This window comes from Microtetraspora niveoalba (genome assembly GCF_001570405.1).
Classification (GTDB): Bacteria; Actinomycetota; Actinomycetes; order Streptosporangiales; family Streptosporangiaceae; genus Microtetraspora; species Microtetraspora niveoalba.
The window spans coordinates 161,686-183,584 of record NZ_BBYM01000016.1 but is presented as its reverse complement, the minus strand read 5'-3'; the positions used below and the strand labels follow the sequence as shown (position 1 = coordinate 183,584).

Here is a 21,899-nt window from a genome sequence, read left to right as displayed (position 1 = left end):
TGGTCGTCAGTCCGTTATGGCCGCAACGCCACGATCATTGCATTTCGTGCCATGTTCGACGGCCGTCACGCGGCGGCATCGTCGCGGGTACGGGGGCGGCTAACGCGGGGGAGGGCCGAGCTCCACGGTGACCCGGGCGCCGCCGGAGGATCCCGCGGAGGTGTCGAGCGAGCCGCCCGACCGCTCCGCGGCACGCCGGGCGATGTCCAGCCCGAGACCGGTGGACGAGCCGCCGCTCACCCCGCGCCGCGCCGGGTCGCCCCCGCCGAAGCCGGGCCCCTCGTCCTCGACCACGAGCACGGCCCCGCCGTCCGGCCGGGCGGTGAGCCGGACGGCGAAGGCGGTGCCCTCGGGGGTGTGCGCGAACACGTTCTCCAGGAGCGCGTCCACACCGGTGGCCAGCGCCTCGGCGGCGAGCCCGACGGGAAGCGGCGGCCCGGCGAGGTCCCGGACGACCTGGCGCTCCTGGTCGTGCGCGAGCATCGACCAGTAGTCCAGCCGTTCCGCGACCACGAGAGCCGCGTCGCACACGCCGGAGGCGTCCTGCCGGGACCGCCGCGCCTCCTTGATCACCTGGGTGACCATCCGCTCCATGGACTCCACCGCCGCCGCGACCCGGGCCGACTGCTCGCCCTCCGGGAGGGCGTCCGCCTCCAGCCGCAACGCGGTCAGCGGCGTACGCAGCCGGTGGGACAGGTCGGCCACCGCCTCGCGCTCCTGGGCGAGCAGCACGAGGATCCGCCCGGCGAGACGGTTGAGCGCGGTCGCGACATCGCGTACCTCCGGGGGGCCCTCGACGGGCGCGCGGGCGGACAGCTCGCCGGCCGCGAGCCGGTGCGAGACACCGGCCAGCCCCGAGACGAGGCGGACCTGCGACCGGGCCAGCCGGTCGGCGACCACCAGGCTGATCAGGAGCAGCCCGAGGCCGAGCAGCCCGAGGATCGCGCGGGCGCGGACCACCCCCCGGCTCAGGTCGGCGTCCGAGACGAACGTGCGGATGACCGCCGTACGTGCCGACGTGCCCTGGACGGCCACCAGGATCTCCCGCCCTCCGCGGGTTTCCGCGGTCAGGCTCCGCCCGGTGAAGGCGAGGCGGACCGCGTCCGACTCGGCGGCGGGCGCCCCCAGTGGGCGGCCCGACGGCAGGAAGACCGTGAGCGGGAATCCGCCGGCGCTGTTGGCCTGCTCCACCGCCAGCTCCAGCCCCTCGCGGCCGCCGGCCGAGACGACGGGCACCAGCGACTGGGCGCGCACGAGCGCGTCGGCCGTGGCCCGGTCGGCGGCCAGCACGCCGGCGAGGAACGCCAGCGGCGCGAGGAAGGCCACCAGCGCCAGGGACACCGTCGACGCCACCAGGACGAGCAGGCGCCGTCTCATGCGCCGGGATGCTCCCCGGGATCCACCAGCTTGACCCCGACGCCTCGGACGACCCTGATGTAACGGGGCTCCTGCGCGGACTCGCCGAGCTTGTTGCGCAGCCACGACAGGTGGACGTCCACGGTCTTGTCGGCGCCGCCGTACGGCACCTGCCAGACCTGGGTGAGCAGCTCGCGCTTGCTGACCACCTGGCCGGGGCGCGCGGCCAGGTAACAGAGCAGGTCGAACTCCTTGGGCCGCAGGTCCAGCGTCCTGCCGCGGATCGTCACCTCGCGGCCGCGCGGGTCGAGGCGCAGCTCGCCCACGGTCAGCGGCCGCATGCCGTCGTCCTCGCCTCCCTGCAGGCGACGCAGCACGGCGCGGATGCGCGCGTCGAGCTGCACGGCGCCGAACGGCTTGACGAGGTAGTCGTCGGCCCCGGCGTCGAGCACCCGGGCGATCTCCAGCTCGTCGTCGCGTGCCGTGGCGACGATCAGCGGCACCGAGCTCACCGCGCGGAGCATCCGGATGATCTCGTAGCCGTCCACGTCCGGCAGGCCGAGGTCCAGGACGACGAGGTCGGGGCGGTCGTCCACTGCCATGCGCAGACCCGCCATCCCGGTGGAGGCGGAGGTCATCGCGTGGCCGCGCTCGGTGAGGGTTCGCATCAGGGCGGACCGGACGGCCGGGTCGTCCTCCACCAGCAGGAGTTGCGCCACGCTGAACACGTTAACCGGGAAGCGACGGTAGATCTGTCCCTTTCCTCCTCGCGTTGAGGGAGATTTAGCGAACAGTTAGCGTCCGCACCTTTGCGCAGAGGAACCCGCGTCCCTCGGGCGGAGACGCCTGGGTCTGGAGTGGAGGCGTCCGCGCCTTCGGGGCAGATGCGTCCAGCCCTCTTGGGGGAGACACCGAGCCCTCTGGGCGGAGGCGCCCGGGCCCCTTGTATGGAGAATCCGTGCCCCCCGGTGGGGACGCCTGAGCCTCTTCGGGGGAGACGTCGAACCCTTGGGCGGCGGTGCGGGCGCAGCCGCGTTTGTATCAACGAGTTGCGACAAGCGGCCGAGTGGGGCACTCTTTGTATCGTCCGATTGATACAAAGGAGCCGGCATGGCCAGCGTTCTCGTTCTCGCCCTCGCGGTGTTCCTCGTGCTCGTCGCCGCGCTTCTCGCGGTGCTCATGTCGCTGGGCCGGGTGGTGCGGCTGCCGCCCGGCGGCGACGCGGCCGTGTTGCGCACCACCACGGGCCGGCTTCTGTGGGCCAGGCTCGCCGGGCTGGCGGCCGGAGTCGCGGGCGCCTGGCTCGTGTTCGCCTGGGACGGGCTCGGCGTGGGGCCGATGCTGGCCGCGCCGGTGCTGGGCGCCGGACTCCTGCTCGGCACCCTACTCGGCGAGCTGACCACGCCGCGTCCCCATGGTCCGCTGCGGGGTGCGTCACTGGAGACACGACGAGCCCGTGACTATCTGCCGAGATTCTCGGCGCCGCTGGCCGCCGTGCTCTCGCTGATCGCCGTCGTGCTGCTGGCGGTGACCTCCGCCGCGGGCAGCGCCGACGACCTCGGCCGGCCCGGGCGGGTGCTGGCGATGAGCAGCGATGACGGCACGATGCACAGCGCGGCCGGTCCGTGGCCCGGCTGGTTCTACGCGTGGCCGATGCTGGCCGTGCTGGCGGTGGCGTTCCTGCTCTCCGCTCTGGTGATCCACCGCGTCGTCCAGCGCGGACGCCCGGGGCTCGACCCGGTGGCCACGGCGGTGGACGACGCGCAGCGTGCTCATTCCGCTCAGGTCGTCACCGCCGCCTACGGCCTCTGCGTGGCCCTGCCGTTGACCGGTGTCTCCGTCGTCGCGGCCGGCGCCCTCTTCCGGCAGAGCGACCTCGCCGGCTGGGCCGTGCCGGCCGGGTTCGCGCTCCTGGGCGTCGCCCTCCTCGCCGTCGCCTCCACAACCTGGTACCTGGCCGAGCTGCTCTCCCGTCCCCGGATCAGGGCGTCATGATCCAGGTCGACGTCACCAGCCCGTCCCCGCCGTACGAGCAGATCCGGGCGCAGCTCGCGGAGTTGATCAGATGCGGCGTGCTGGGAGCGGGCACTCGGCTGCCCCCGGTCCGGCAGCTCGCCGCTGACCTCGGCCTGGCGGCGGGCACGGTGGCACGGGCGTACAAGGAGCTGGAGCAGGGCGGATACGTCACGGGGAAGCGAGGCGGCGGCACCCGTGTGCTGGCGCAACCCGAGCCCCGAACGGCACGGGAGACCCTGATCAGGGAGCACGCCCGTGCCTACCTCGCCGAAGTGATCCGGCTCGGCGGCACCGTGGAGGAGGCGGTCGCCACCCTCAAGGACCTCCCCGCCGAGCCCTGACGCATGTACGGGGCCGACGACTCCTGGCGTACGCCGAGCATCGTCCCGATGTCCGGCGCCGGGAGCCGTGCTCGGAACCCGGCCCGGCTCACGGGAGAGTCCAGCGGAACGGGGACCGGCGTCGCCGAGGTTGGGCGGGATTTAGCGAAGCGTTAGCGTTCGGCCTGGCAGGCTGGCTTCGTGAACCGGCGCTCACTTATCGGCATCCTCGGCTGGCTGATCGCCGCCGCTGTCGCCACCGTGACCAGCACCTGGGCGATCTCACTGCTGGGAGAAGGGCTGACTCAGCGAGTGGTTTCGCCGATGAGCCAGGCCGACGTGGACCGGGCGCTCGCCACCGCCACCGCCACCGCCACCGCCAGCCCCACCCCCACCGCCACCGGACCCGCACCTACGCCGGGGCCGTCCGCGACGGTCACAGGCGGCGGGGGCACCCGCGCCTTCACCATCCCAGGAGGCTCCTTCGTGGCGAGTTGTGAAGGGAAAACGGCCTCGCTGCTCTCCTGGAGCCCCGGCCAGGGGTACGCGGTCGACGACGTGGAACGGGGACCGGATCATGAGGTCTCCCTGGAGTTCGAGTCCGAGGCCGACAAGGTCACCGTGAAGGTCAGCTGCTCCGGTGGACAGCCTGTGCCGTCCACGAAAGTCGAGCACGACTGAGCCGGGCCGGTGACGATCACGAGCACTCGCCGGAGTGGGCCGCGATCATCGCGAGTGGGCTCAGCCGCCGCTCGTCCAGGTGGACGCTGACATGTACACGTCGTTCCGCCGCTTGTCCAGGTGAACGCCGGCATACCCGCCGTCGTTCCACGGACATCCGGCCCGCGCAGTGCGCCCGAGCCCGCGGTTTCGGCGAATGCTTCGCGATCGTTTTGCGACGATGGATGGATGCCTCGTCCGCGAATCCGCATCGCCGCGTATGTGATCCGTTACCGATCCACCCCGGAGCTCCTTGTCTTCGATCACGTCGGTATGCCCGAAGCCGGCACTCAAGTGCCCGCGGGAGGGGTTCTGCCGCACGAAAGCCTGCAACAGGCTGTCCTGCGCGAGGTCGCGGAGGAGACCGGCCTGACCGAGGTCTCCGTCATCCGGCCGATCGCGGTGGACGACAGTCCGCATGCCGATACCGGACAGCCGCGGCAGACGACGTTCTTCCAGCTCGCGGCCCATCCCGACAGCGCTGACGCGTGGCACCACCACGTACACGGTGATGGCGAGGACGCCGGTCTCGAGTTCGCGTGCCGCTTCGTCCCGATACCCCTGGCTGAACGGTTGGCCGACGCTCAGGACGCCTGGTTGAGCCGCATCGGTTGACCCGCGAGCCGGAGGAGGAGGCGGCGGCCGCGAACGGTGCCGGTGGCGCGCGTGGCGGGCCTCCGGCACGGACCGTGGATCGGAACGTACGGATACCCGGGCCGAATCCGGGCCTGCTGGCGGAGGCGACCCGCCGCCTGCGATGCCGAGAGGCGTGCCCGCGACATATCGCTCGCCTCAGTGCGGCCTCGATCGCCTGGCGCGGCGCTGGCCCCTGCTGAGGTGGTCCCGGAGCGGGCGGGGCCCGGATGGGCTGGTGCGGCCCTGAACCCTTGCTGAGAGAGCTCTGGTGCGGGCGCCGGGATCGGCTGGCGCGGCGCTGGCCCCTGCTGAGGTAGTCCCGGAGCGGGCGGGGCCCGGTTGGGGGGATGGCGTTGAGCCGCGGTAGAGGAGGCCCTGGCGCGGCGCGGAATCCCTGCTGAGGAGGCCCCGGCGCGGACGGCCGGGATCGGCCGACGCGACCCCGCCCATCTGTACGTGGCCCCGGCCGTGCCGGACGCCGGGGTTGTTCCGTATGGGCGTCGAAAAAGTCGTGACCGACACCGCTTTGATAAACCCCTAGGGGGTATGCTACGTTCTCGATCGAGAGATACCCCCCAAGGGTATTGGAACGAGAGGGGTCACAATCATGTGCACGGCATGCTCTTGCGGCAGCGCAGAAGGCGCCACCACGTCCGTGGCGATCGCTGAGGGCGACGCGCGGACGTACTCGGTCAGCGGCATGACCTGCGGCCACTGCGTCTCGTCGGTCTCCGGTGAGATCGGCAAGGTCGCCGGGGTCACCGGAGTGTCGGTCGACCTCGCGGCCGGTGCCGTAACCGTCAACGGTGCGGGGTACTCCGACGAGGAGATCCGCGCCGCGGTGGAGGAGGCCGGTTACGAACTGGTCGGCTCGCCGGCCTAGGTCGCCGTCGCCCGGGCCGCGGCCGGCTCGCTCCGGCCGTGGGCCCAGGCCGGCCTCGCGTCAGGCGTGGGGCCGGGTGGTTTGCGCACGGGCGGGCGCGATGGGAACACTGCGGCCCGCCCGCGGCTTCGCCCGGAGACCGGATAGACCGGGAGAGCGCCCGCGCCCGTTCCTCACGCGATGCCGGAGGGGACACTTCCGGCGCATCGGAACGTGAGGGTGCGAGGGCGGCGCTCCGGGTGCACGAAGGCGTGGTGCCGAACGTCCAGGGCGTCCGAAACACGGCCGCCTCTGGCGCGGTCGGCATCGGTTCCGAGGGGGCCGAACGCGGAGACGCCCGAACGATCAGCGGCGGGAGCGCCGCATTCAAGGAACTCGAACGATCAGCGGCGGGAGCACCGCTTCCGTGGCACCCGAACACACGTGGTGGGCGTGCATTGCCGTGCACGCCCACCTGGGGTCAGGTCCGACTCGTCATCACACCAATCCCCCTTTCGCATCCTATGGTGCGAAGAACCAGGAGACAGGCATGAATGCCGTCAATCCCCGGCGGTGGCAGGCGCTCATCGTGCTCGCCGCCGCCCAGTTCATGGTCATCATGGACACGTCGATCATCGGTGTCGCATTACCTGACATGCAGCGAGACCTCGGCTTCTCGCAGGGTGACCTGCAGTGGGTCTTCAACGCGTACGTCATCGCCTTCGGCGGCCTGCTGCTGCTCGGCGGGCGGTTGTCCGACCTGCTCGGCGCACGCAAGGTGTTCGTCGCCGGATGGGCGGTGCTGATCGCCGGATCGGTCGTCGCCGCCGTGGCCGGAGGCCCCGCCGCGGAGATCGCCGGGCGGGCGGTGCAGGGAGTCGGCGGCGCGCTCATCGCGCCCTCCGCGATGACGCTGCTGATGATGCTGTTCGGCCACGACCAGCGCGAGCTGGGCAAGGCCATGGCCCTGTACGGCGCGGCCGCCCCGGCGGGCGGCACGGCGGGCGTGTTCCTCGGCGGCGTCATCACCGAGTACCTGAGCTGGCCATGGGTGTTCATCGTCTACATCCCGATCGGCCTGGCCACGCTGGCCGCCGTGCCCGCGCTGCTGCCGTCCGTGCAGGGCAGGCGGGGGTCGGTCGACATCCTCGGCGCGGTCGCGGTCACCGCCGGTGTCGCCCTCGCCGTGTTCGCGATCGTCCGGGCCCCCGAGCAGAGCGCCGGGGCGACCACGGCGCAGGCCGTCGGCGCGGCCGCGCTGCTGGCGTTGTTCCTCGTCGTCCAGCGGGTGGTCCGCGAGCCGCTCATGCCGCTGCGCATCTGGCGCACCCCGGGCCTGGCCACCGCGAACCTGGCGATGGCGCTGCTCGGCGCGGCGTGGATCCCCATGTGGTACTTCCTCAACCTCTACCTGCAGCAGGTCCTCGGGTACGGCGCGTTCCCGAGCGGTGCGGCCCTGGTGCCCATGACGGTCGCCATCATGATCTTCATGATCGGCATCACCGCCCGGCTGCTGGGCCGGTTCGGGGCCAAGCCGCTCATCGTGATCGGCCTGCTGGTCCTGGCGGCGGGTGTCGCGGGGCTGTCGCTGGTCCGGCCGGACGGGGCGTTCGCCTCCGACGTGCTGCCCGCGTCGCTGGTCGCGGCGGTCGGCATGTCGCTGGCCTACATCCCCGCCATGATGTCGGCCATGTCCGGAGCCCGTCCGGAGGAGAGCGGCCTCGCCTCGGGCATCGTCAACACGACGTACCAGGTCGGGTCGGCGCTCGGCCTGGCGGTCATGACGGCGATCGCGACCTCGCGGGGCGCGGCCGAGCTGGGGAACCTGCCGAAGCTCACCGACGGCTTCCACGCCGCCTTCATCGGCGCCGCCGCGGTGGCCGTGGTCGGCGCCGTACTCACCCTGCTGCTCATGCGCGGCAGGAAGGCCGCGGCCGAGGAGAGCGGCCGTCCGGAGCCGTCGTCCGTCGGGGCGTGACCGTTCGCCGGTCCGGGGCGCGCGCCCTCGCGCGCCCCCACCGGCGCCCGGCCGGCCGAGAGTGTGCCCCCCGAAGCCTGTGTCTCCCGATGCTGTGCGTCCCGACGTGGGCCCGCCGGCGCCGCTCGCCGCGCGGGCGCGCCCGGCCATGGCCGGGCGACGGCCTGCGGTACGCGGCGAGGGGTCGCGAGAGTGGCGTGCGTCACAAAGAAGCCGGAAGCCGGAAAACGCCCAGGTTCCGGCCCCGCTCACGGAAATACCATAGGGGGGTATGGTGTTATAGTGTTCGACAGCGCGATCGAGAGGGGCGGGGAGATGGCCGGATACAGCGACACCAAGCAGGAGCACCTCCGGCGGCTGCGCCGGATCGAGGGCCAGATCCGGGGCCTGCAGCGGATGGTCGAAGAGGACAAGTACTGCATCGACATCCTCACCCAGGTGTCGGCGGCCAACCGGGCCCTCCAGTCCTTCGCCCTCGCCCTTCTGGACGAGCACATGGCCCACTGCGTGGCGGATGCCACGGCGAAGGGGGGCGCGGAGGCGGAGGCCAAGATCAAGGAAGCCTCCCAGGCCGTCGCCCGCCTCGTCCGCTCCTGACCCTCACCCGCCGACGGCGACGCACCCGACGGGCACGAAGCTCCGGGCGGGGGCCCGGGGCGGAAGGCACGCCGAGGCGGAACGGCCCCGACGGACGGCCCGCCCCCAGAACCACCGGCTTGGACGACCAACCAATCGACTACGACAGGAGTGATCGATGTGACCACCACCACCTACACCGTCAAGGGCATGACCTGCGGCCACTGCGTCAGCTCGGTCAAGGAAGAGGTCGGAGAGGTCGCCGGCGTCACCGGCGTCGAGGTGGACCTCGCCACCGGCCTGGTGACCGTTGACAGCGACGGCCCCCTCGACCCGGCCGCGATCGCCGCCGCGGTCGAAGAGGCCGGATACGAAGTGGTGGATCGATGAACACCCCCGCCAAGCTCGGAGCCTATGCCGCCGGACTCGCCGTGATCTTCGGCGCGACCTTCGGAGTCGGCACCGCCGTGGGCGGCACCGGCGACCGGCCGGTCACGAACGAGCACGCCGCCCCCGGCCACTCCGGCGCCGCCCACCCCGGCGGCGCCGCTGAGGGCGGCTCAGATCACTCCGCCGGCCAGGCGACCCCCGCCGGCTCGGCGTCCATCCCAGGAGGGCTCCAGGTGTCCCAGAACGGCTACACGCTCACCCCGGTCACGACCGAGGTCGAGCCGGACAAGAGCGTCGACTTCCGGTTCACGGTGACCGGTCCCGACGGCGAGCCGGTGACCGCCTACCAGGTTCAGCACGACAAGAAGCTTCACTTCATCCTGGTCTCCAGGGACCTCTCCCACTTCCAGCACCTGCACCCGGTCGAGGCCGGAGGCGGTGTCTGGTCGGTGCCGCTCACCCTCCCCGGGGCGGGCGCGTACCGGATGTTCGCCGACTTCGCCCCCGAAGGCGGCGACGGGATGACCCTCGGCGCCGACCTGTACGCCTCCGGCGACTACGCGCCGAAGGGCCTGCCGGGTGAGAGCCGTACCGCGACGGTGGACGGATACACTGTCACCCTCGACGGCGACCTGGTCCCCGGTCAGGCGAGCCGTCTGACCCTCAAGGTCGCCAAGGACGGCGCGCCCGTCACCGACCTCCAGCCCTACCTCGGCGCGTACGGGCACCTGGTGGCGTTGCGCGGCGGCGACCTGGCCTACCTGCACGTCCACCCCGACGGAGAGCCGGGCGACGGCGCCACCCGCCCCGGCCCCGAGATCGTCTTCTACGCCGAGGTCCCCAGCCGCGGCGACTACCGGCTCTTCCTGGACTTCCAGCACGGCGGCAAGGTCCGTACGGCCGACTTCACCGTCCACGCGGACGGCGCCCCGGCGACCGCCGGGCAGGCAGGCGGCCACGGCGGACACGGCGGGCACGCGCACTGACGCGGGCGTGACGCGAGAGAGGAGAGACGATGTCCACCATCACGGAGCCGTCCACCGCCGAAGGGCGGCCCCACGGCTCGGTCGAGCTCTCGATCGGCGGCATGACCTGCGCGTCCTGCGCCAACCGCATCGAGCGCCGGCTCAACAAGCTGGACGGCGTGACCGCCACGGTGAACTACGCCACCGAGAAGGCGAAGGTCACCTTCCCCGAGGGCGTCGCCCCCGCGGACCTGGTCGCCGAGGTGGAGAAGGCCGGATACACCGCCGAACTGCCCGCCCCGCCCCGTGAGGAGACCGGGGGAGCGGCCACGGCGGAGGAGCCCGAGGACGAGCTGCGGCCGCTGCGCGCCCGGCTGATCACCTCGTTGGTGCTGGCGGTGCCGGTGATCGCGATGGCGATGATCCCCCCGCTGCAGTTCACCAACTGGCAGTGGTTGTCGCTGACACTGGCCGCCCCGGTCGTGGTGTACGCGGGCTGGCCGTTCCACAAGGCGGCCTGGACCAACCTGCGGCACGGCGCGGCCACCATGGACACGCTGGTGTCGCTCGGCACGATCGCCGCGCTCGGGTGGTCGCTGTGGGCGCTGTTCTTCGGCACCGCCGGCACCCCCGGAATGACCCACCCCTTCGACTTCACGATCCAGCGCAGCGACGGCTCCGGGAACATCTACCTGGAGGCCGCCGCCGGGGTCACCGCGTTCATCCTCGCGGGACGCTACTTCGAGGCGCGGTCCAAGCGCCGCGCGGGCGCCGCCCTGCGGGCCCTGCTCGAACTGGGCGCCAAGGACGTCGCCGTGCTGCGCGACGGCGCCGAGGTCCGCATCCCGAGCGACCGGCTCGTGGTCGGCGACCGCTTCGTCGTCCGTCCCGGCGAGAAGATCGCCACCGACGGCGTGATCGAGGAGGGCACCTCCGCGGTCGACGCCTCGATGCTCACCGGCGAGTCCGTCCCCGTCGAGGTACGGCCCGGAGACGCGGTGACCGGCGCGACCGTCAACGCCGGCGGCCGCCTGGTGGTCCGCGCCACCCGGGTCGGCTCCGACACCCAGCTCGCGCAGATGGCCAAGCTGGTCGAGGACGCCCAGACCGGCAAGGCGCAGGTGCAGCGGCTGGCCGACCGGATCTCCGGGATCTTCGTCCCGGTCGTGATCGCCCTCGCCCTCGGCACACTCGGCTTCTGGCTCGGCACCGGGGACGGTGTGGGCGCGGCGTTCACCGCGGCGGTCGCCGTGCTGATCATCGCCTGCCCGTGCGCCCTCGGCCTGGCGACCCCGACCGCGCTGCTGGTCGGGACCGGCAGGGGAGCCCAGCTCGGGATCCTGATCAAGGGCCCCGAGGTGCTGGAGTCCACCCGGAAGATCGACACCGTCGTGCTGGACAAGACCGGCACCGTCACCGAGGGCAAGATGACCCTCGTCGAGGTGCACACGGCCGACGGCGAGGACGAGGCCGAGGTGCTGCGCCTGGCCGGAGCGCTGGAGCACGCCTCCGAGCACCCGATCGCGCAGGCCGTCGCCAGGGGCGCGACCGACCGGGTCGGCGCGCTGCCCACGCCGGAGGACTTCGCGAACGTCGAAGGGCTCGGCGTCCAGGGCATCGTGGACGGGCACGCGGTGCTCGTCGGTCGTCCCCGGCTGCTCGCCGAGTGGTCCCAGCACCTCCCGGTCGAGCTGGAGCGGGCGTTCGAGGCGGCCCAGGCCGCGGGCCGCACCGCCGTCGCGGTCGGCTGGGACGGCGCCGCCCGCGCCGTGCTCGTCGTGGCCGACACGGTCAAGGCCACCTCGGCCGAGGCCATCCGGGAGCTGCGCGCCCTCGGGCTGACCCCCGTGCTGCTCACCGGCGACAACGAGGCCGTCGCCCGCACCGTCGCCGCCGAGGTCGGCATCGACGAGGTCATCGCCGAGGTGCTGCCGGCCGACAAGGTCGACGTGGTCAAGAGCCTCCAGGCGAAGGGCCGTACGGTCGCCATGGTGGGCGACGGCGTCAACGACGCCGCGGCGCTCGCCCAGGCCGACCTCGGCCTCGCCATGGGGACCGGCACCGACGCGGCGATCGAGGCGTCCGACCTCACCCTGGTCCGCGGCGACCTGCGGGTGGCGGCCGACGCGATCCGGCTGTCCCGGCGGACGCTGCGCACCATCAAGGGCAACCTGTTCTGGGCCTTCGCCTACAACGTGGCAGCCCTGCCGCTGGCCGCCGCCGGGCTGCTCAACCCGATGATCGCGGGCGCCGCGATGGCGTTCTCGTCGGTCTTCGTGGTCAGCAACAGCCTCCGGCTGCGCGGCTTCAAGTAGAGGCCGCGGCCGCCCGGCGGAACGGGCGGTGAAGCGAACGGCGGCCCTCGGAACCTCTCCGAGGGCCGCCGTTCGCGTTTCCGGACGGTTCGCGGGCCCCGGATCAGCGGCCCGGATAGGCGTCGGAGGGGAGGTCGCCGCCGGTGAACGCGGTGACGAAGTCGTCGGCGAGCCGGACGATGGACGTCCGGCCTTCGAGCCGGGACAGCCAGCGCGGGGGGAGCGCGGCCTCTCCGTGCCACGCGCCGAGGATGTTGCCGCAGACGGCGCCCGTGGAGTCGCTGTCGCCTGAGTGGTTGACCGCCAGCAGGAGCGCGCGCTCCATGTCGTCCCCGGCCACGAGAGCGCAGTAGACGGCGATCGCCAGGGCCTCCTCCGCGACCCACGCGCCGCCGAGGGACTCGACCGCCTCGGGCGACGGGTCCCCCTCGGCGGCCAGGGCGACCGCGGCCCGGAGCGCGGCGCTCGTCTCCTCGTGCCCGGGCTGCTCGCCGAGCAGTTCCCGGCTGTCCCGGACGGCCCGCTCCAGCGGAACGCCCCGTACGAGAGAGGCGACGAGCGCGGCGAAGGCGCCGGCGGCGAGATAGCCGGTGGGATGGCCGTGCGTGATCTGGGCGCACTCGGCCGCGAGCCGGAACGCCCGCCCCGGGTCGCCGGCGGCGAGCCCGAACGGCGCGGACCGCATCACCGTGCCGCACCCCTTGGAGCGGGGGTTGACCGGCCCCGGCGCCCCGGGCGCGGCGAGCGGGCCGAGTTCGGTGGACAGCCCGGACAGGCAGGCGTTCCCGGGCGCGCGCCGGGAGTACAGCCACGCCTCCTCGCGGAGCCGCCCGGTGCGTACGACGTCGTCGGCGGACGGCGGACGCCGGTGGTTCTGGGTGTCGAGCCAGCGCAGGTAGGCGTTGCGCATGATCCGCACCTCCTCCCCGCCGACGCCGGTGCTCCGGGATCGCAGGTGGGCGCGGATGAGCCCCTCCACGGTGAACAGCGTCATCTGGGTGTCGTCGGTGACCAGGCCCAGGCCGCCGTGCCGGTCATGGACGAGATCGGTCACGCCGGCCGCGCCGTGGACGGCGCGGATCGTGGAGATCGAGTCGAACTCCACGGGGGCGCCGAGCGCGTCGCCGATCGCCCCGCCCAGGAGGCTGCCGCGCACCCGGTCCGCGTAGGCGGGGACGCCGGCTGCCGCGCCTCCGCCCGCGTCCCCGGCCGCGCCGTCCCGCGGTGTGCCGTCTCGTGCCCCGGCCTCTGGCTTCACGCTCGCTCGCCTCGCTGTCTGGTGTCACAGGTCTGGTGGTCATGGTGCGCCGCCCGCCGCGGATACCGGACGCGGCGGCGTGTTCTCCCGTACGGGTCGCATCCGACCGTAGCGACAGAAGGCGCTGTTTCGCGGACATGTGGGGGAAATGTCTGATTTGCCGGGCTATACCCCCAGGGGTAAGTTGAACGCGTGGAGATGAACGAGTCGATGGTCGGCGACGCGGTGACGCGACTCAAGCGGGCGCACGGTCAACTCGCCGGTGTGATCGCGATGATCGAGGCGGGGGAGGACTGCACGAAGGTGCTCACCCAGCTCGCCGCCGTCTCCAAGGCGCTCGACCGGGCCGGCTTCAAGATCGTCGCGAGTGGCCTGCGGCACTGCCAGGCCGCCCAGGAGCGGGGTGAGCAGCCGCCGATGAGCGTCGCGGAGCTGGAGAAGCTGTTCCTGGCTCTCGCCTGAGCCCCGGCCCTGATGGGCCCCCGGCCGCGGCCTTCGTGATCGCGCGCGTACCCTCCCGGTGTATTTCGCGTGCGTCCCTCCCCGGCGGTGACGGCGGGTCGCTCAGGTGGGGGAGATCGCGCCCACTCCATGGCGGAGCTGGGCGAACGCGTGGTCGGCGGCGGCGACGGCCGACGGGTACGTCGCGTCCGCGCTCGCCCCGGCGGCCAGCGCGGCCCAGTTGCAGCGCGCGAGCACACGCTGGACCGCGATCACCTGTCCGGCCAGCAGCCGCGCGGTGAGGTCGTCCGTCTCCTCGCGGAGCGCGTCCGCGAGCGCCTCCTCGTCGGCGGCCATGTGATGGAACAGCCGGGCCGCCAGGCTCGGGGTCGAGAAGACCATCCGGTGGTAGCCGATCACCTCTGGGTCGTCGTTCAGCCCGGTGACCGGGTCGCGCCGCGCCAGCCCCTCCAGGAAGTGCGCGTGCAGCGCGGCCAGCGGGTCCGCCCCGGGCGCGCGACGCCGTACGACGCGGGCGGCCTCGCCGCGGTGGTCGGCGATGCGGTGCAGGACGAGGTCCTCCTTGGTCGCGAAGTATTTGAACAGCGTGGGCTTGGACACCTCCGCGGCCGCCGCGACCTCGGCGACCGACACCTCGTCGAAGCCGCGCTCCAGGAACAGCGAGATCGCCGCGGTGGAGATCGCGTCATGGGTCCGCTGCCGCTTCAGCCGCCGAAGTCCTGTCACCCGTTCAGCATAGCAACTTGTTAACCTGGTTAATCTATTAACCCGGTTAACAAAGGGCGGTGTGATGAGCGGACTCGACGAGGAGAAGGCGTACGCCGAGCGATGCGGGGAGGCGCTGCGCGCGATGCTGGACGGCGCCCGGCTGAGCGTGGCCGTCGGCGAACACGTGGCGGGCGACCGATACAGCGCCGAACGGCTCGGGCGCCACCTCAAGAGCCTGGCCAAGGAACTCGCCGAGGAGCCCGGCGGGCCGCCGTTCTTCGGCCGGCTGGACTTCGGCGCCGGGCGGGACGCGGGCGACCACGCGGGCCGGCGGTACTACATGGGCCGGCGGCACATCTCCGGCGGCCCCGGGGAGCCGCCCATGGTGATCGACTGGCGCGCGCCGGTCGCCCGGGCGTTCTACCGGGCCGGGGCGCGCTCCCCCCACGGCGTCGCCGTACGCCGCCGGTTCGGGTGGGCCGAGCGGGAGCTGACCGGGTACGAGGACGAGCACCTCGGCCGCGGCGAGGACGCCGGAGAGGACGCCGGCGAGGGCGCGGGCGGGGGCGGGGGCGCGGGGGAGATCGGCCGGATCGTGGCGGCCGAGATCGAGCGCCCCCGCGTCGGCCCCATGCGCGACATCGTGGCCACCATCCAGCCCGAGCAGGACGAACTGGTGCGCGCCGCGCTGGAGGAGTCGATCTGCGTTCAGGGCGCGCCGGGCACGGGCAAGACCGCCGTCGGCCTGCACCGCGCCGCGTACCTGCTGTACGCCCACCGGCAGCGGCTCTCCCGGACGGGGGTGCTCGTGCTCGGGCCCAACCCCGCGTTCCTCCACTACATCTCGGCGGTGCTGCCCGTGCTCGGCGAGGTGGACGTCGAGCAGACCACGCTGGAGCGCCTGCTCGCCCGCGACACCGCGTGCGCCCCGGCGCGGGCCGAGGACGACGCGGCCGCCGCCGTCAAGCACGACGTCCGCATGGCGACCGTGCTGCGCCGGGCGCTGTACGCCCGGGTGCGCAGACCGGACGGGCCGGTCACCGTGGCCGACGGCTCCTACCGGTGGCGGGTGGACGAGGACGAGCTGCGCCGCGTCGTGGACGACACCCGGCGGGAGGCCGCGCCGTACGCGGTGGGGCGCGAACGCGTCCTGTCCCGGGTCGTCTCCCTGCTGGGACGGCGGGCCGAGGCGCGCGGACAGGTCCTGAACGCGGCCCGGACGCGCCGCATGGCGCGCGGCGCCGCGCCGTTCGTCGACGCGGTGTGGCCCGCCGTACGCCCCGAGGAGGTGGTGGCCGAGGTGCTCGGCGACCCGGAGGCGCTCGCGCGGGTGGCGAACGGCGTCCTGACGCCCGACGAGCAGGCGGCGATCCGGTGGGCGCGGCCGCCGCGCACGTACAGGAGCGCCCGGTGGTCGGACGCCGACCTGGTGCTCGTGGACGAGGTCGCCGGGCTGCTGCGGCGCACGCCGGGATACGGACACGTGATCGTGGACGAGGCGCAGGACCTGTCGGGGATGCAGTGCCGCGTCGTCGCGCGCAGGAGCGAGCACGGGTCGATCACCGTGCTGGGCGACCTGGCGCAGGGGACGACCCCGTGGGCGGCCCGGGACTGGCGCGAGCCGCTCGCGCACCTGGGCAGGCCGGAGGCGCCCGTGATCGCGCTGACGACCGGCTTCCGCGTGCCGGCCGCGGTCGCCCGGCTCGCCAACCGCCTGCTGGACGTCCTGGACGTGGACGTGCCCCCGACGCGTTCCTTCCGCGCGGACGGCCGGGCCCGGGTGACCCCCGTGGCCGACCTGACGCGGGCGACCCTCGACGCCGTTCGTGCGGCTCTCCCGCACGACGGGTCGATCGCGGTGATCGCTCCCGCCGGGGTCGTGGACGCGCTGGCCGCCACGCTGCGGGAGGCGCTGCCGGAGGACGCCCTCACGGTGCTGCGGGACGACGGCGCGACGTCCGGCGCGCCGGCCCGCCACGCCCGGGTCACCGTGCTGCCCGCGTCGCTGGCCAAGGGCCTGGAGTACGACCACGTGATCGTGGCCGAGCCCGCCGGCATCGCCGAGGCGGAGGAGCGCGGGCTCAACCGGCTCTACGTCGTGCTGACGCGCGCCGTGTCGCGCCTCGACGTGCTGCACGCCCGGCCGCTGCCCGCAGGCTTCCCCGGCTGCTGAACGCACCCGCCGGTTGGAAAACCGGCGGCGGTTGCGCCATCGTGGACGGGCTCGCGATCACCGCACCGGGGGAGACGACGTGAAGAGGCTCATCGCCCGCCTGTGGCGGGCCATCCGCGGCCCGATGCAGTGGCGCCTGCTGTGGCTCGCCCACGCCACGTTCATGGTCGGCGTCACCGGCGTCGTCCGCGACTCCGAGGGGCGGGTCCTGCTGCTGAAGCACCGCCTGTGGCCGGAGGGCCGCCAGTGGGGGCTGCCGTCCGGCTACGCGAAGCGGGCGGAGAGGTTCGAGGACACGGTCGCCCGGGAGGTACGCGAGGAGACGGGGCTGGACGTCCGCGCGCACCGGCTCGTCCTGCTCCGCAGCGGCTTCCGCCTGCGCGTGGAGGTGGCCTACGAGGCCGAGTTCGTCGGCGGCACGCTCAGGACCGACGGCTTCGAGATCCTGGAGGCCGGGTGGTTCTCTCCGGAGGAGCTCCCCGAGGGGCTGCAGGAGTCCCACCGCCTCCTGATCAAGGGCTCCTGATCAGGAGGCGGTGAGGGCCGGGACCGGACGCGGGGTCCGGCCCCGGCCGGAGATCGGCGGTCAGGCGGCGGCGGGCGAACCCGGTCGCGTCAGTACGCGACCTTCACCGAGGCTCCGGAGAAGCCCTGGGTGGCGTACAGGCTGACGTAGTGGTAGCCGCTCGCCGGGTTCGCGACCGTCAGGGTCTCGTCGTTGCCCGGCCCCGTCGACCGCTGGGTGTACGCCGACTTCGTGGCCCAGGCGCTGGGGCTGTAGTAGAGGTCGGCGTTCCCGGAGCCGCCCGACGAGGTGATGACGAGCCTGGCGGTGCCGGGCGGGACGTACAGGTAGAAGTAGGCGTAGTTCCCCGACGTCGCGGACACGCCGCTCCGTCGGCAGTTCTCGCCCAGCTCCCGCGTGTCGGACGAGGAGCACTCGGGGACGTCCGTTCCGCCGGAGGACACGGTCACCTGGCGGCTGGTCGTGCCCGTCGCGCCCCCGTCGTCGGTGACGGTCAGCGCCACCGTGTACGTGCCGGCCGTGCCGTATGTGTGCGAGGGGTTCGCCGAGGTGGACGACGAGCCGTCGCCGAAGTCCCAGCGGCGCGCGGAGATCGTGCCGTCGGGGTCGGTCGAGGCGTCGGCGAAGCTCACGGCGAGGCCGTTCGCGGTGAACGTGAACGCGGCCCGCGGCGCCTGGTTGCCGCCGTTCCCGCCGCCCGCGCACGTCCCCGACGCGCACGCGGCCAGCCACGTCCACCAGTCGGAGTCGTAGCGTGCGCCGATCGTGCCCGTCAGGAAGGAGCGGGCGCCGTTCCAGTTCCCGGACCGGTAGTGGCCGAGGACGGTCGCGACGTCGCCGGCGTGCTTCTCGAACATGTACCGCACGGCCAGGTAGCCCCAGCGGTAGATGCGCGTGGTGTCGTGCGAGTAGGTGGTGTCCCAGAGCGTGCTCAGCGCGTACGTCCGCTTCGCCGCCTCGCTGATCGCGGCGTCGTAGACGACCTTCCGGTACGAGTACGAGACGTACTCGGCGAAGCCCTCGATCCACCAGATGGTGGGGGTGGTGACGCCCGCGTCGAAGTCGCCGTACATGTCGAACCGGCCATCGAGGTAGTGGGTGTACTCGTGGTTCAGGTTCCAGATCTGGAAGTCCGGCCGCACCCACTCGGCCTCGTACGCGATGAAGCGGGGCTGGTTGCCGGCGGCGGCCGGGTCGCCCTCCAGGTACATCCCGCCGTTGTTCGTGTCGATGCCGAAAATCGCCCCGGCGTACGTCTGGTAGTCGGTGCTGGAGTCGAAGACGCAGACCTCGATCGTGGTGTTGCCGTCGTTCGCGACCGGGCGGCCGCCGTCCTTGACCAGGTCGTGGAAGTACGCGTCCTGCGCGGCGAGGCTGGCGCACGAGTCGGCGAGCTGGGCCGAGGTCATGTCCTGGGCGCGGATCGTGATGCTCGGACCGCAGGTGTACCGGACGGTCAGGACGTTCGCCGCGAGGCGGGCCCGCAGGTCGCAGGTGCCGTAGTAGGAGCAGTTGGCCTTGTCGTAGCCGTCGGCCATCTCGGCCACGCCCACCCACAGCGGGGCGGTCGGCCCGGTCATGGAACTGCGCTGGAGGAGGTTCCTGGCCATCGGCCGGACCGTGGACAGCAGCGCCGTGTGCTGGAGGAACCGGCCCAGTTCCCGGCCCGCGTTGGAGGTCAGGTACCCGCGGTCGGTGCCGAGCAGGGCGAGGTGGTTCGCCGCGAACGAGTTCAGCGTGTCCAGGACGCTCGGGTCGCGCTGGACCGCGGTGACGAACGCCGGCACCTGGTGGCCGCGGAAGAGCACCGTGTACACGTTGTTGACGGCGCTCAGCATCCACCAATGCGCGTCGTACGCGCTGGTGTAGCCGTCCAGCAGCCGCTTCACCACGTACAGGTAGCGGTCGTTCTCCTCGGCGCTGTCGATCAGCGTGACCGCCTCGGCGAGCACCTCGCCGTTGGCGTCACTGACCGTCGAGGAGCGGGAGTTCGCGAAGAACGCGTCCAGGCCGGCCTGGATCGCGGTCTTCAGCGTCGGCCCGTACGAGCCCACGGTGGACGGATTGTACCAGTGGACGTAGTAGCCGGCGCGCAGGTAGAGCACGAGCTGCGCGGTGCCGGTGCCGTTGTCGCCGGGGTAGTTCACCGCGTTGTCGCGCAGGCCGTACGCGACGCTCGCCATCTGCGCCTCGCGGAACGCGGCGGCGGCGTCGGACCCGGTCAGGGTGAAGAGGGTGTTGACGCAGTCCGTCGTGGACGCCTTGACCTGCTGCACCAGGGCGCTTCCGGTCCGGCCGGTGAAGTCGCGCACGTCGCACGCGGCGGCGGCCTCGGCGGTCCTGGCGGGCGTGTCCTTCATCGACGGGCGCGGGTGCGTGGACGCGGCCTCGGGCAGGTCGTAGTCCTGCCGCAGGCGGTCGGAGGAGGAGGGGAGCGGCGCACGGTCGCGGACCGGGACCGCCGACCGGCGGACGTGGTCCGAGCCGTCGCCGTCCCGGCCGGACAGCGCCGGAGCCGGGGGCGGCGTGCCCGTGGCCGCCGTGCCGGTGGACATCGTGCTTGTGGACGCTGGGCCCGTGGACGCCGCGCCGAGCGCGGTGGTGCCGGCGGGCGGCGGCGTGGCGGCGGTGGCGGCCGTCGCGGGCTGGAGCGCGAGCCCCAGCGCGAGGACGGGAGTGAGGACGAGGGCGACCAGCGACGGTCGTCTGAGCGCGCGCAGGGGTGGGGTGATTCCCACGTGCGACCTCCGGGGGGTGTCGAGGAGCGGCGTGAGGGTGGGGGAGGTGAAGGATCCGGCAGCCCGGAAGAGACCGGGACGCGGCGGGGCCGCGCGTGCGCGGGCCGGTGGCTCCGGGAATCGGGCGGCCGGAGGATCGAAGGGGTGTGTCGCCCGTAGTTTCCTGACGAAATCGAACCAGCGGCCATAAAGGCCCACATAAGTCTTGGTTATGGCCCCTCGGCCGGGCCGCGTTTCACGGCCCGGCCACGGAGAATGTCGCGAGGAGAGCCGCGGTCCCCCGGCCCGGCCGACGGCTCCGCCCGTGCGCTCAGGGCCGCCCGTGCGCTCAGGGCCGGACGTGCGCTCAGGGCCGGACGTGCGCTCAGGGCCGGAGGTGCGCGTCTCGCGTACGGCCTGGGCGGGAGTCATTACTTGACGCATAATTCTGCGTTATGGATCTCGATATCCGGCATCTCCGTATGATCTGTGCGATAGCGGAGACGGGCAGCCTGACCAGGGCCGCGGCCCAGGCCGGGCTATCCCAGCCGGCCATGACCAATCTGCTGCGCCGGGTCGAGACCCTCATCGGAGGCGAGCTCTTCGTACGCAGCCGGTCCGGCGTGGAGCCGACCCCGCTGGGCGACCAGGTCATCGCCCGCGCCCGGATCGTCCTGTCCGAGGTCGACGCGCTGTTCGGCGACCTGCGCGGACCGGGCGGCGGTTCCGGATCGCTGCGGCTGGGTTCGGTGCACGTCGGCTGCGTGGGCAGCATCGTGAACCGGGTCGGCGACGTGCTGCCCGGCTGCGAGATCTCCCTGCGCATCGAGCCCTCCGCGGTGCTGCTCGCCGAGGCGCTCACGCACGGGCGGCTCGACGCGGCCCTTCTCGGCGTCATCGAGGGGTTCGGCGTCCCGCTGGCGGCGCCGGTCGTCAGCCGCACGCTGGTCCCGAGGTATCCGATATTCGTCGCGCTGTCGGCGGCGCACCCCCTCGCGGGGAGTGAGGAGATCCGGCTGGCCGACCTCGAAGGGGAGGCGTGGATCAGCCCGCCGGGTGCCGACGACGGCTCCCTCGCCGCGCTGCGGGCCTCGTGCCGGGCGGCCGGCTTCGAACCCGACATCCGCTTCGAGGCCCCGAGCGGCGCCGCCCGCCCGCTGGTCGCGGACGGGCACGGCGTGCGGCTCGTCGATCCCTGCTGGCCCGCGCCGGCCGGCACCGCCGTACGGCCGCTCGCGGGAGAGCCGCAGGTGGCGCGGCTGCTCCTCGCATGGCGCAGGGACCGCCTCAGCGACGCGACCGCCGGGGCGCTCTACCGCGGCCTGGCGCAGGCGTTCGTCGACCATGTGGACGACAACCCGGTCTTCGGCCGCTGGTGGGAGGCGCATCCCGAGGTGCATCCGCTGCTGTGACCCCCGTCGCCGCCCTCGGGAGCCGGGAACGCCGGGCGGTACCGTGGAGTACGGCGAGGAGGACGATGGCCATGCCGACTGCCCGAGAGCTCAAGGACACACTGTTCGAGGCGATGAACGCCCACGACCTGGACCGGGTGCTCGCCTGCTACTGCCCCGACGCCGTCTACGTGACCCCGGTGGGCGTCGCGGAGGGCCACGAGCAGATCGCCTGGCAGTTCGAGCATCTCTTCACGGCCTTCCCGGACCTGCACATCGCGGCCTGGTACAAGGTCGAGTCCGCCGACCCCGCGGTCACCGAGTACACGCTCGTCGGCACCCACACGGGGCCCTTCCTCCTGCCGGACGGCAGCACGGCGGAGGGCACCGGGCGCCGCGTCGTGCTCCGCGGCGCCTGCGCCTGCGCGACCGAGAACGGCCGGATCATCACCGACCGGGACTACTACGACCAGCTCGAGCTGTACAGCCAGCTCGGCTACCACCTCGAACCCGGACCGGCCGCCTGACCC

General features: G+C 73.0%; 20 protein-coding genes. 15 read left to right on the top strand and 5 right to left on the bottom strand.

Translation table 11 applies throughout. The features are described from left to right. Positions 1-99: 99 nt before the first annotated feature. Both AWQ70_RS16560 and AWQ70_RS16555 read right to left on the bottom strand, forming a co-directional pair. Positions 100-1,377 (bottom strand): sensor histidine kinase, encoded by a 1,278-nt coding sequence (locus AWQ70_RS16560; RefSeq protein ID WP_067176818.1) that lies wholly within the window; start codon positions 1,375-1,377, stop codon positions 100-102. Further along, positions 1,374-2,075, bottom strand: coding sequence for a response regulator transcription factor (locus AWQ70_RS16555; protein ID WP_067176899.1), 702 nt, complete (start codon positions 2,073-2,075; stop codon positions 1,374-1,376). Before AWQ70_RS16555 ends, AWQ70_RS16560 begins: the two co-directional genes overlap by 4 nt. A gap of 391 nt (positions 2,076-2,466) precedes the next feature. Between AWQ70_RS16555 and AWQ70_RS16550 the strand changes: the two genes are divergently transcribed. The 10 genes from AWQ70_RS16550 (at position 2,467) to AWQ70_RS16505 (ending at position 12,134) form a co-directional block, all read left to right on the top strand. Continuing rightward, on the top strand, positions 2,467-3,351 hold the full coding sequence (locus tag AWQ70_RS16550) for a hypothetical protein (RefSeq protein WP_067176815.1): 885 nt from the start codon (positions 2,467-2,469) through the stop codon (positions 3,349-3,351). Then, positions 3,348-3,713, top strand: a complete 366-nt coding sequence (locus AWQ70_RS16545; protein ID WP_067176811.1) for a GntR family transcriptional regulator — start codon at positions 3,348-3,350, stop codon at positions 3,711-3,713. The genes AWQ70_RS16550 and AWQ70_RS16545 overlap by 4 nt, the downstream gene beginning before the upstream one ends. A gap of 180 nt (positions 3,714-3,893) precedes the next feature. Further along, positions 3,894-4,373, top strand: coding sequence for a hypothetical protein (locus AWQ70_RS16540; protein WP_067176808.1), 480 nt, complete (start codon positions 3,894-3,896; stop codon positions 4,371-4,373). 228 nt (positions 4,374-4,601) lie between these two features. After that, on the top strand, positions 4,602-5,027 hold the full coding sequence (locus AWQ70_RS16535) for an NUDIX hydrolase (protein ID WP_067176804.1): 426 nt from the start codon (positions 4,602-4,604) through the stop codon (positions 5,025-5,027). 676 nt (positions 5,028-5,703) lie between these two features. Beyond that, entirely contained in the window at positions 5,704-5,931 is a 228-nt protein-coding gene (locus tag AWQ70_RS16530; RefSeq protein ID WP_245646991.1) for a heavy-metal-associated domain-containing protein, read from the top strand. 529 nt (positions 5,932-6,460) lie between these two features. Further along, the gene (locus tag AWQ70_RS16525) at positions 6,461-7,888 is read left to right on the top strand and encodes an MFS transporter (RefSeq protein ID WP_067176797.1); all 1,428 of its coding nucleotides are present in this window, start codon (positions 6,461-6,463) and stop codon (positions 7,886-7,888) included. A 315-nt stretch (positions 7,889-8,203) separates the two neighbouring features. Beyond that, positions 8,204-8,485: a metal-sensitive transcriptional regulator gene (locus AWQ70_RS16520; RefSeq protein WP_067176896.1), complete on the top strand. Its 282-nt coding sequence runs from the start codon at positions 8,204-8,206 to the stop codon at positions 8,483-8,485. Between the two features lie 159 nt (positions 8,486-8,644). Continuing rightward, a complete protein-coding gene (locus AWQ70_RS16515; protein WP_067176893.1) occupies positions 8,645-8,854 on the top strand; it encodes a heavy-metal-associated domain-containing protein in 210 nt (69 codons plus the stop codon). Beyond that, positions 8,851-9,840 carry a DUF8832 domain-containing protein gene (locus AWQ70_RS16510; RefSeq protein WP_067176794.1) on the top strand — a complete coding sequence of 330 codons (990 nt, stop codon included), beginning with the start codon at positions 8,851-8,853 and terminating at the stop codon, positions 9,838-9,840. Before AWQ70_RS16515 ends, AWQ70_RS16510 begins: the two co-directional genes overlap by 4 nt. A gap of 29 nt (positions 9,841-9,869) precedes the next feature. Beyond that, a complete protein-coding gene (locus tag AWQ70_RS16505; protein WP_067176790.1) occupies positions 9,870-12,134 on the top strand; it encodes a heavy metal translocating P-type ATPase in 2,265 nt (754 codons plus the stop codon). Positions 12,135-12,237: 103 nt separating this feature from the next. Here AWQ70_RS16505 and AWQ70_RS16500 read toward each other — a convergent pair whose 3' ends face one another. Further along, entirely contained in the window at positions 12,238-13,392 is a 1,155-nt protein-coding gene (locus AWQ70_RS16500) for an ADP-ribosylglycohydrolase family protein (RefSeq protein ID WP_067176787.1), read from the bottom strand. A gap of 198 nt (positions 13,393-13,590) precedes the next feature. Between AWQ70_RS16500 and AWQ70_RS16495 the strand changes: the two genes are divergently transcribed. Next, positions 13,591-13,854: a metal-sensitive transcriptional regulator gene (locus AWQ70_RS16495; RefSeq protein WP_067176890.1), complete on the top strand. Its 264-nt coding sequence runs from the start codon at positions 13,591-13,593 to the stop codon at positions 13,852-13,854. A gap of 102 nt (positions 13,855-13,956) precedes the next feature. Here AWQ70_RS16495 and AWQ70_RS16490 read toward each other — a convergent pair whose 3' ends face one another. After that, positions 13,957-14,580, bottom strand: coding sequence for a TetR/AcrR family transcriptional regulator (locus AWQ70_RS16490; RefSeq protein ID WP_067176784.1), 624 nt, complete (start codon positions 14,578-14,580; stop codon positions 13,957-13,959). A 64-nt stretch (positions 14,581-14,644) separates the two neighbouring features. Here AWQ70_RS16490 and AWQ70_RS16485 point away from each other — a divergent pair, with 64 nt between their 5' ends. After that, the gene (locus AWQ70_RS16485; RefSeq protein WP_067176781.1) at positions 14,645-16,735 is read left to right on the top strand and encodes a HelD family protein; all 2,091 of its coding nucleotides are present in this window, start codon (positions 14,645-14,647) and stop codon (positions 16,733-16,735) included. Positions 16,736-16,814: 79 nt separating this feature from the next. Continuing rightward, complete coding sequence (locus AWQ70_RS16480; protein ID WP_067176778.1) at positions 16,815-17,261, top strand: NUDIX domain-containing protein; 447 nt, start codon at positions 16,815-16,817, stop codon at positions 17,259-17,261. A gap of 89 nt (positions 17,262-17,350) precedes the next feature. Here the strand turns inward: AWQ70_RS16480 and AWQ70_RS16475 are convergent, their stop codons facing one another. Beyond that, positions 17,351-19,999 (bottom strand): collagenase, encoded by a 2,649-nt coding sequence (locus AWQ70_RS16475; protein ID WP_218004550.1) that lies wholly within the window; start codon positions 19,997-19,999, stop codon positions 17,351-17,353. Between the two features lie 434 nt (positions 20,000-20,433). On the opposite strand from AWQ70_RS16475, the gene AWQ70_RS16470 reads away from it, so the two are divergent. Next, positions 20,434-21,390 carry a LysR family transcriptional regulator gene (locus AWQ70_RS16470; protein ID WP_067176774.1) on the top strand — a complete coding sequence of 319 codons (957 nt, stop codon included), beginning with the start codon at positions 20,434-20,436 and terminating at the stop codon, positions 21,388-21,390. 71 nt (positions 21,391-21,461) lie between these two features. Then, positions 21,462-21,896, top strand: coding sequence for an ester cyclase (locus AWQ70_RS16465; RefSeq protein ID WP_067176883.1), 435 nt, complete (start codon positions 21,462-21,464; stop codon positions 21,894-21,896). The last annotated feature ends 3 nt before the right edge of the window (positions 21,897-21,899 follow it).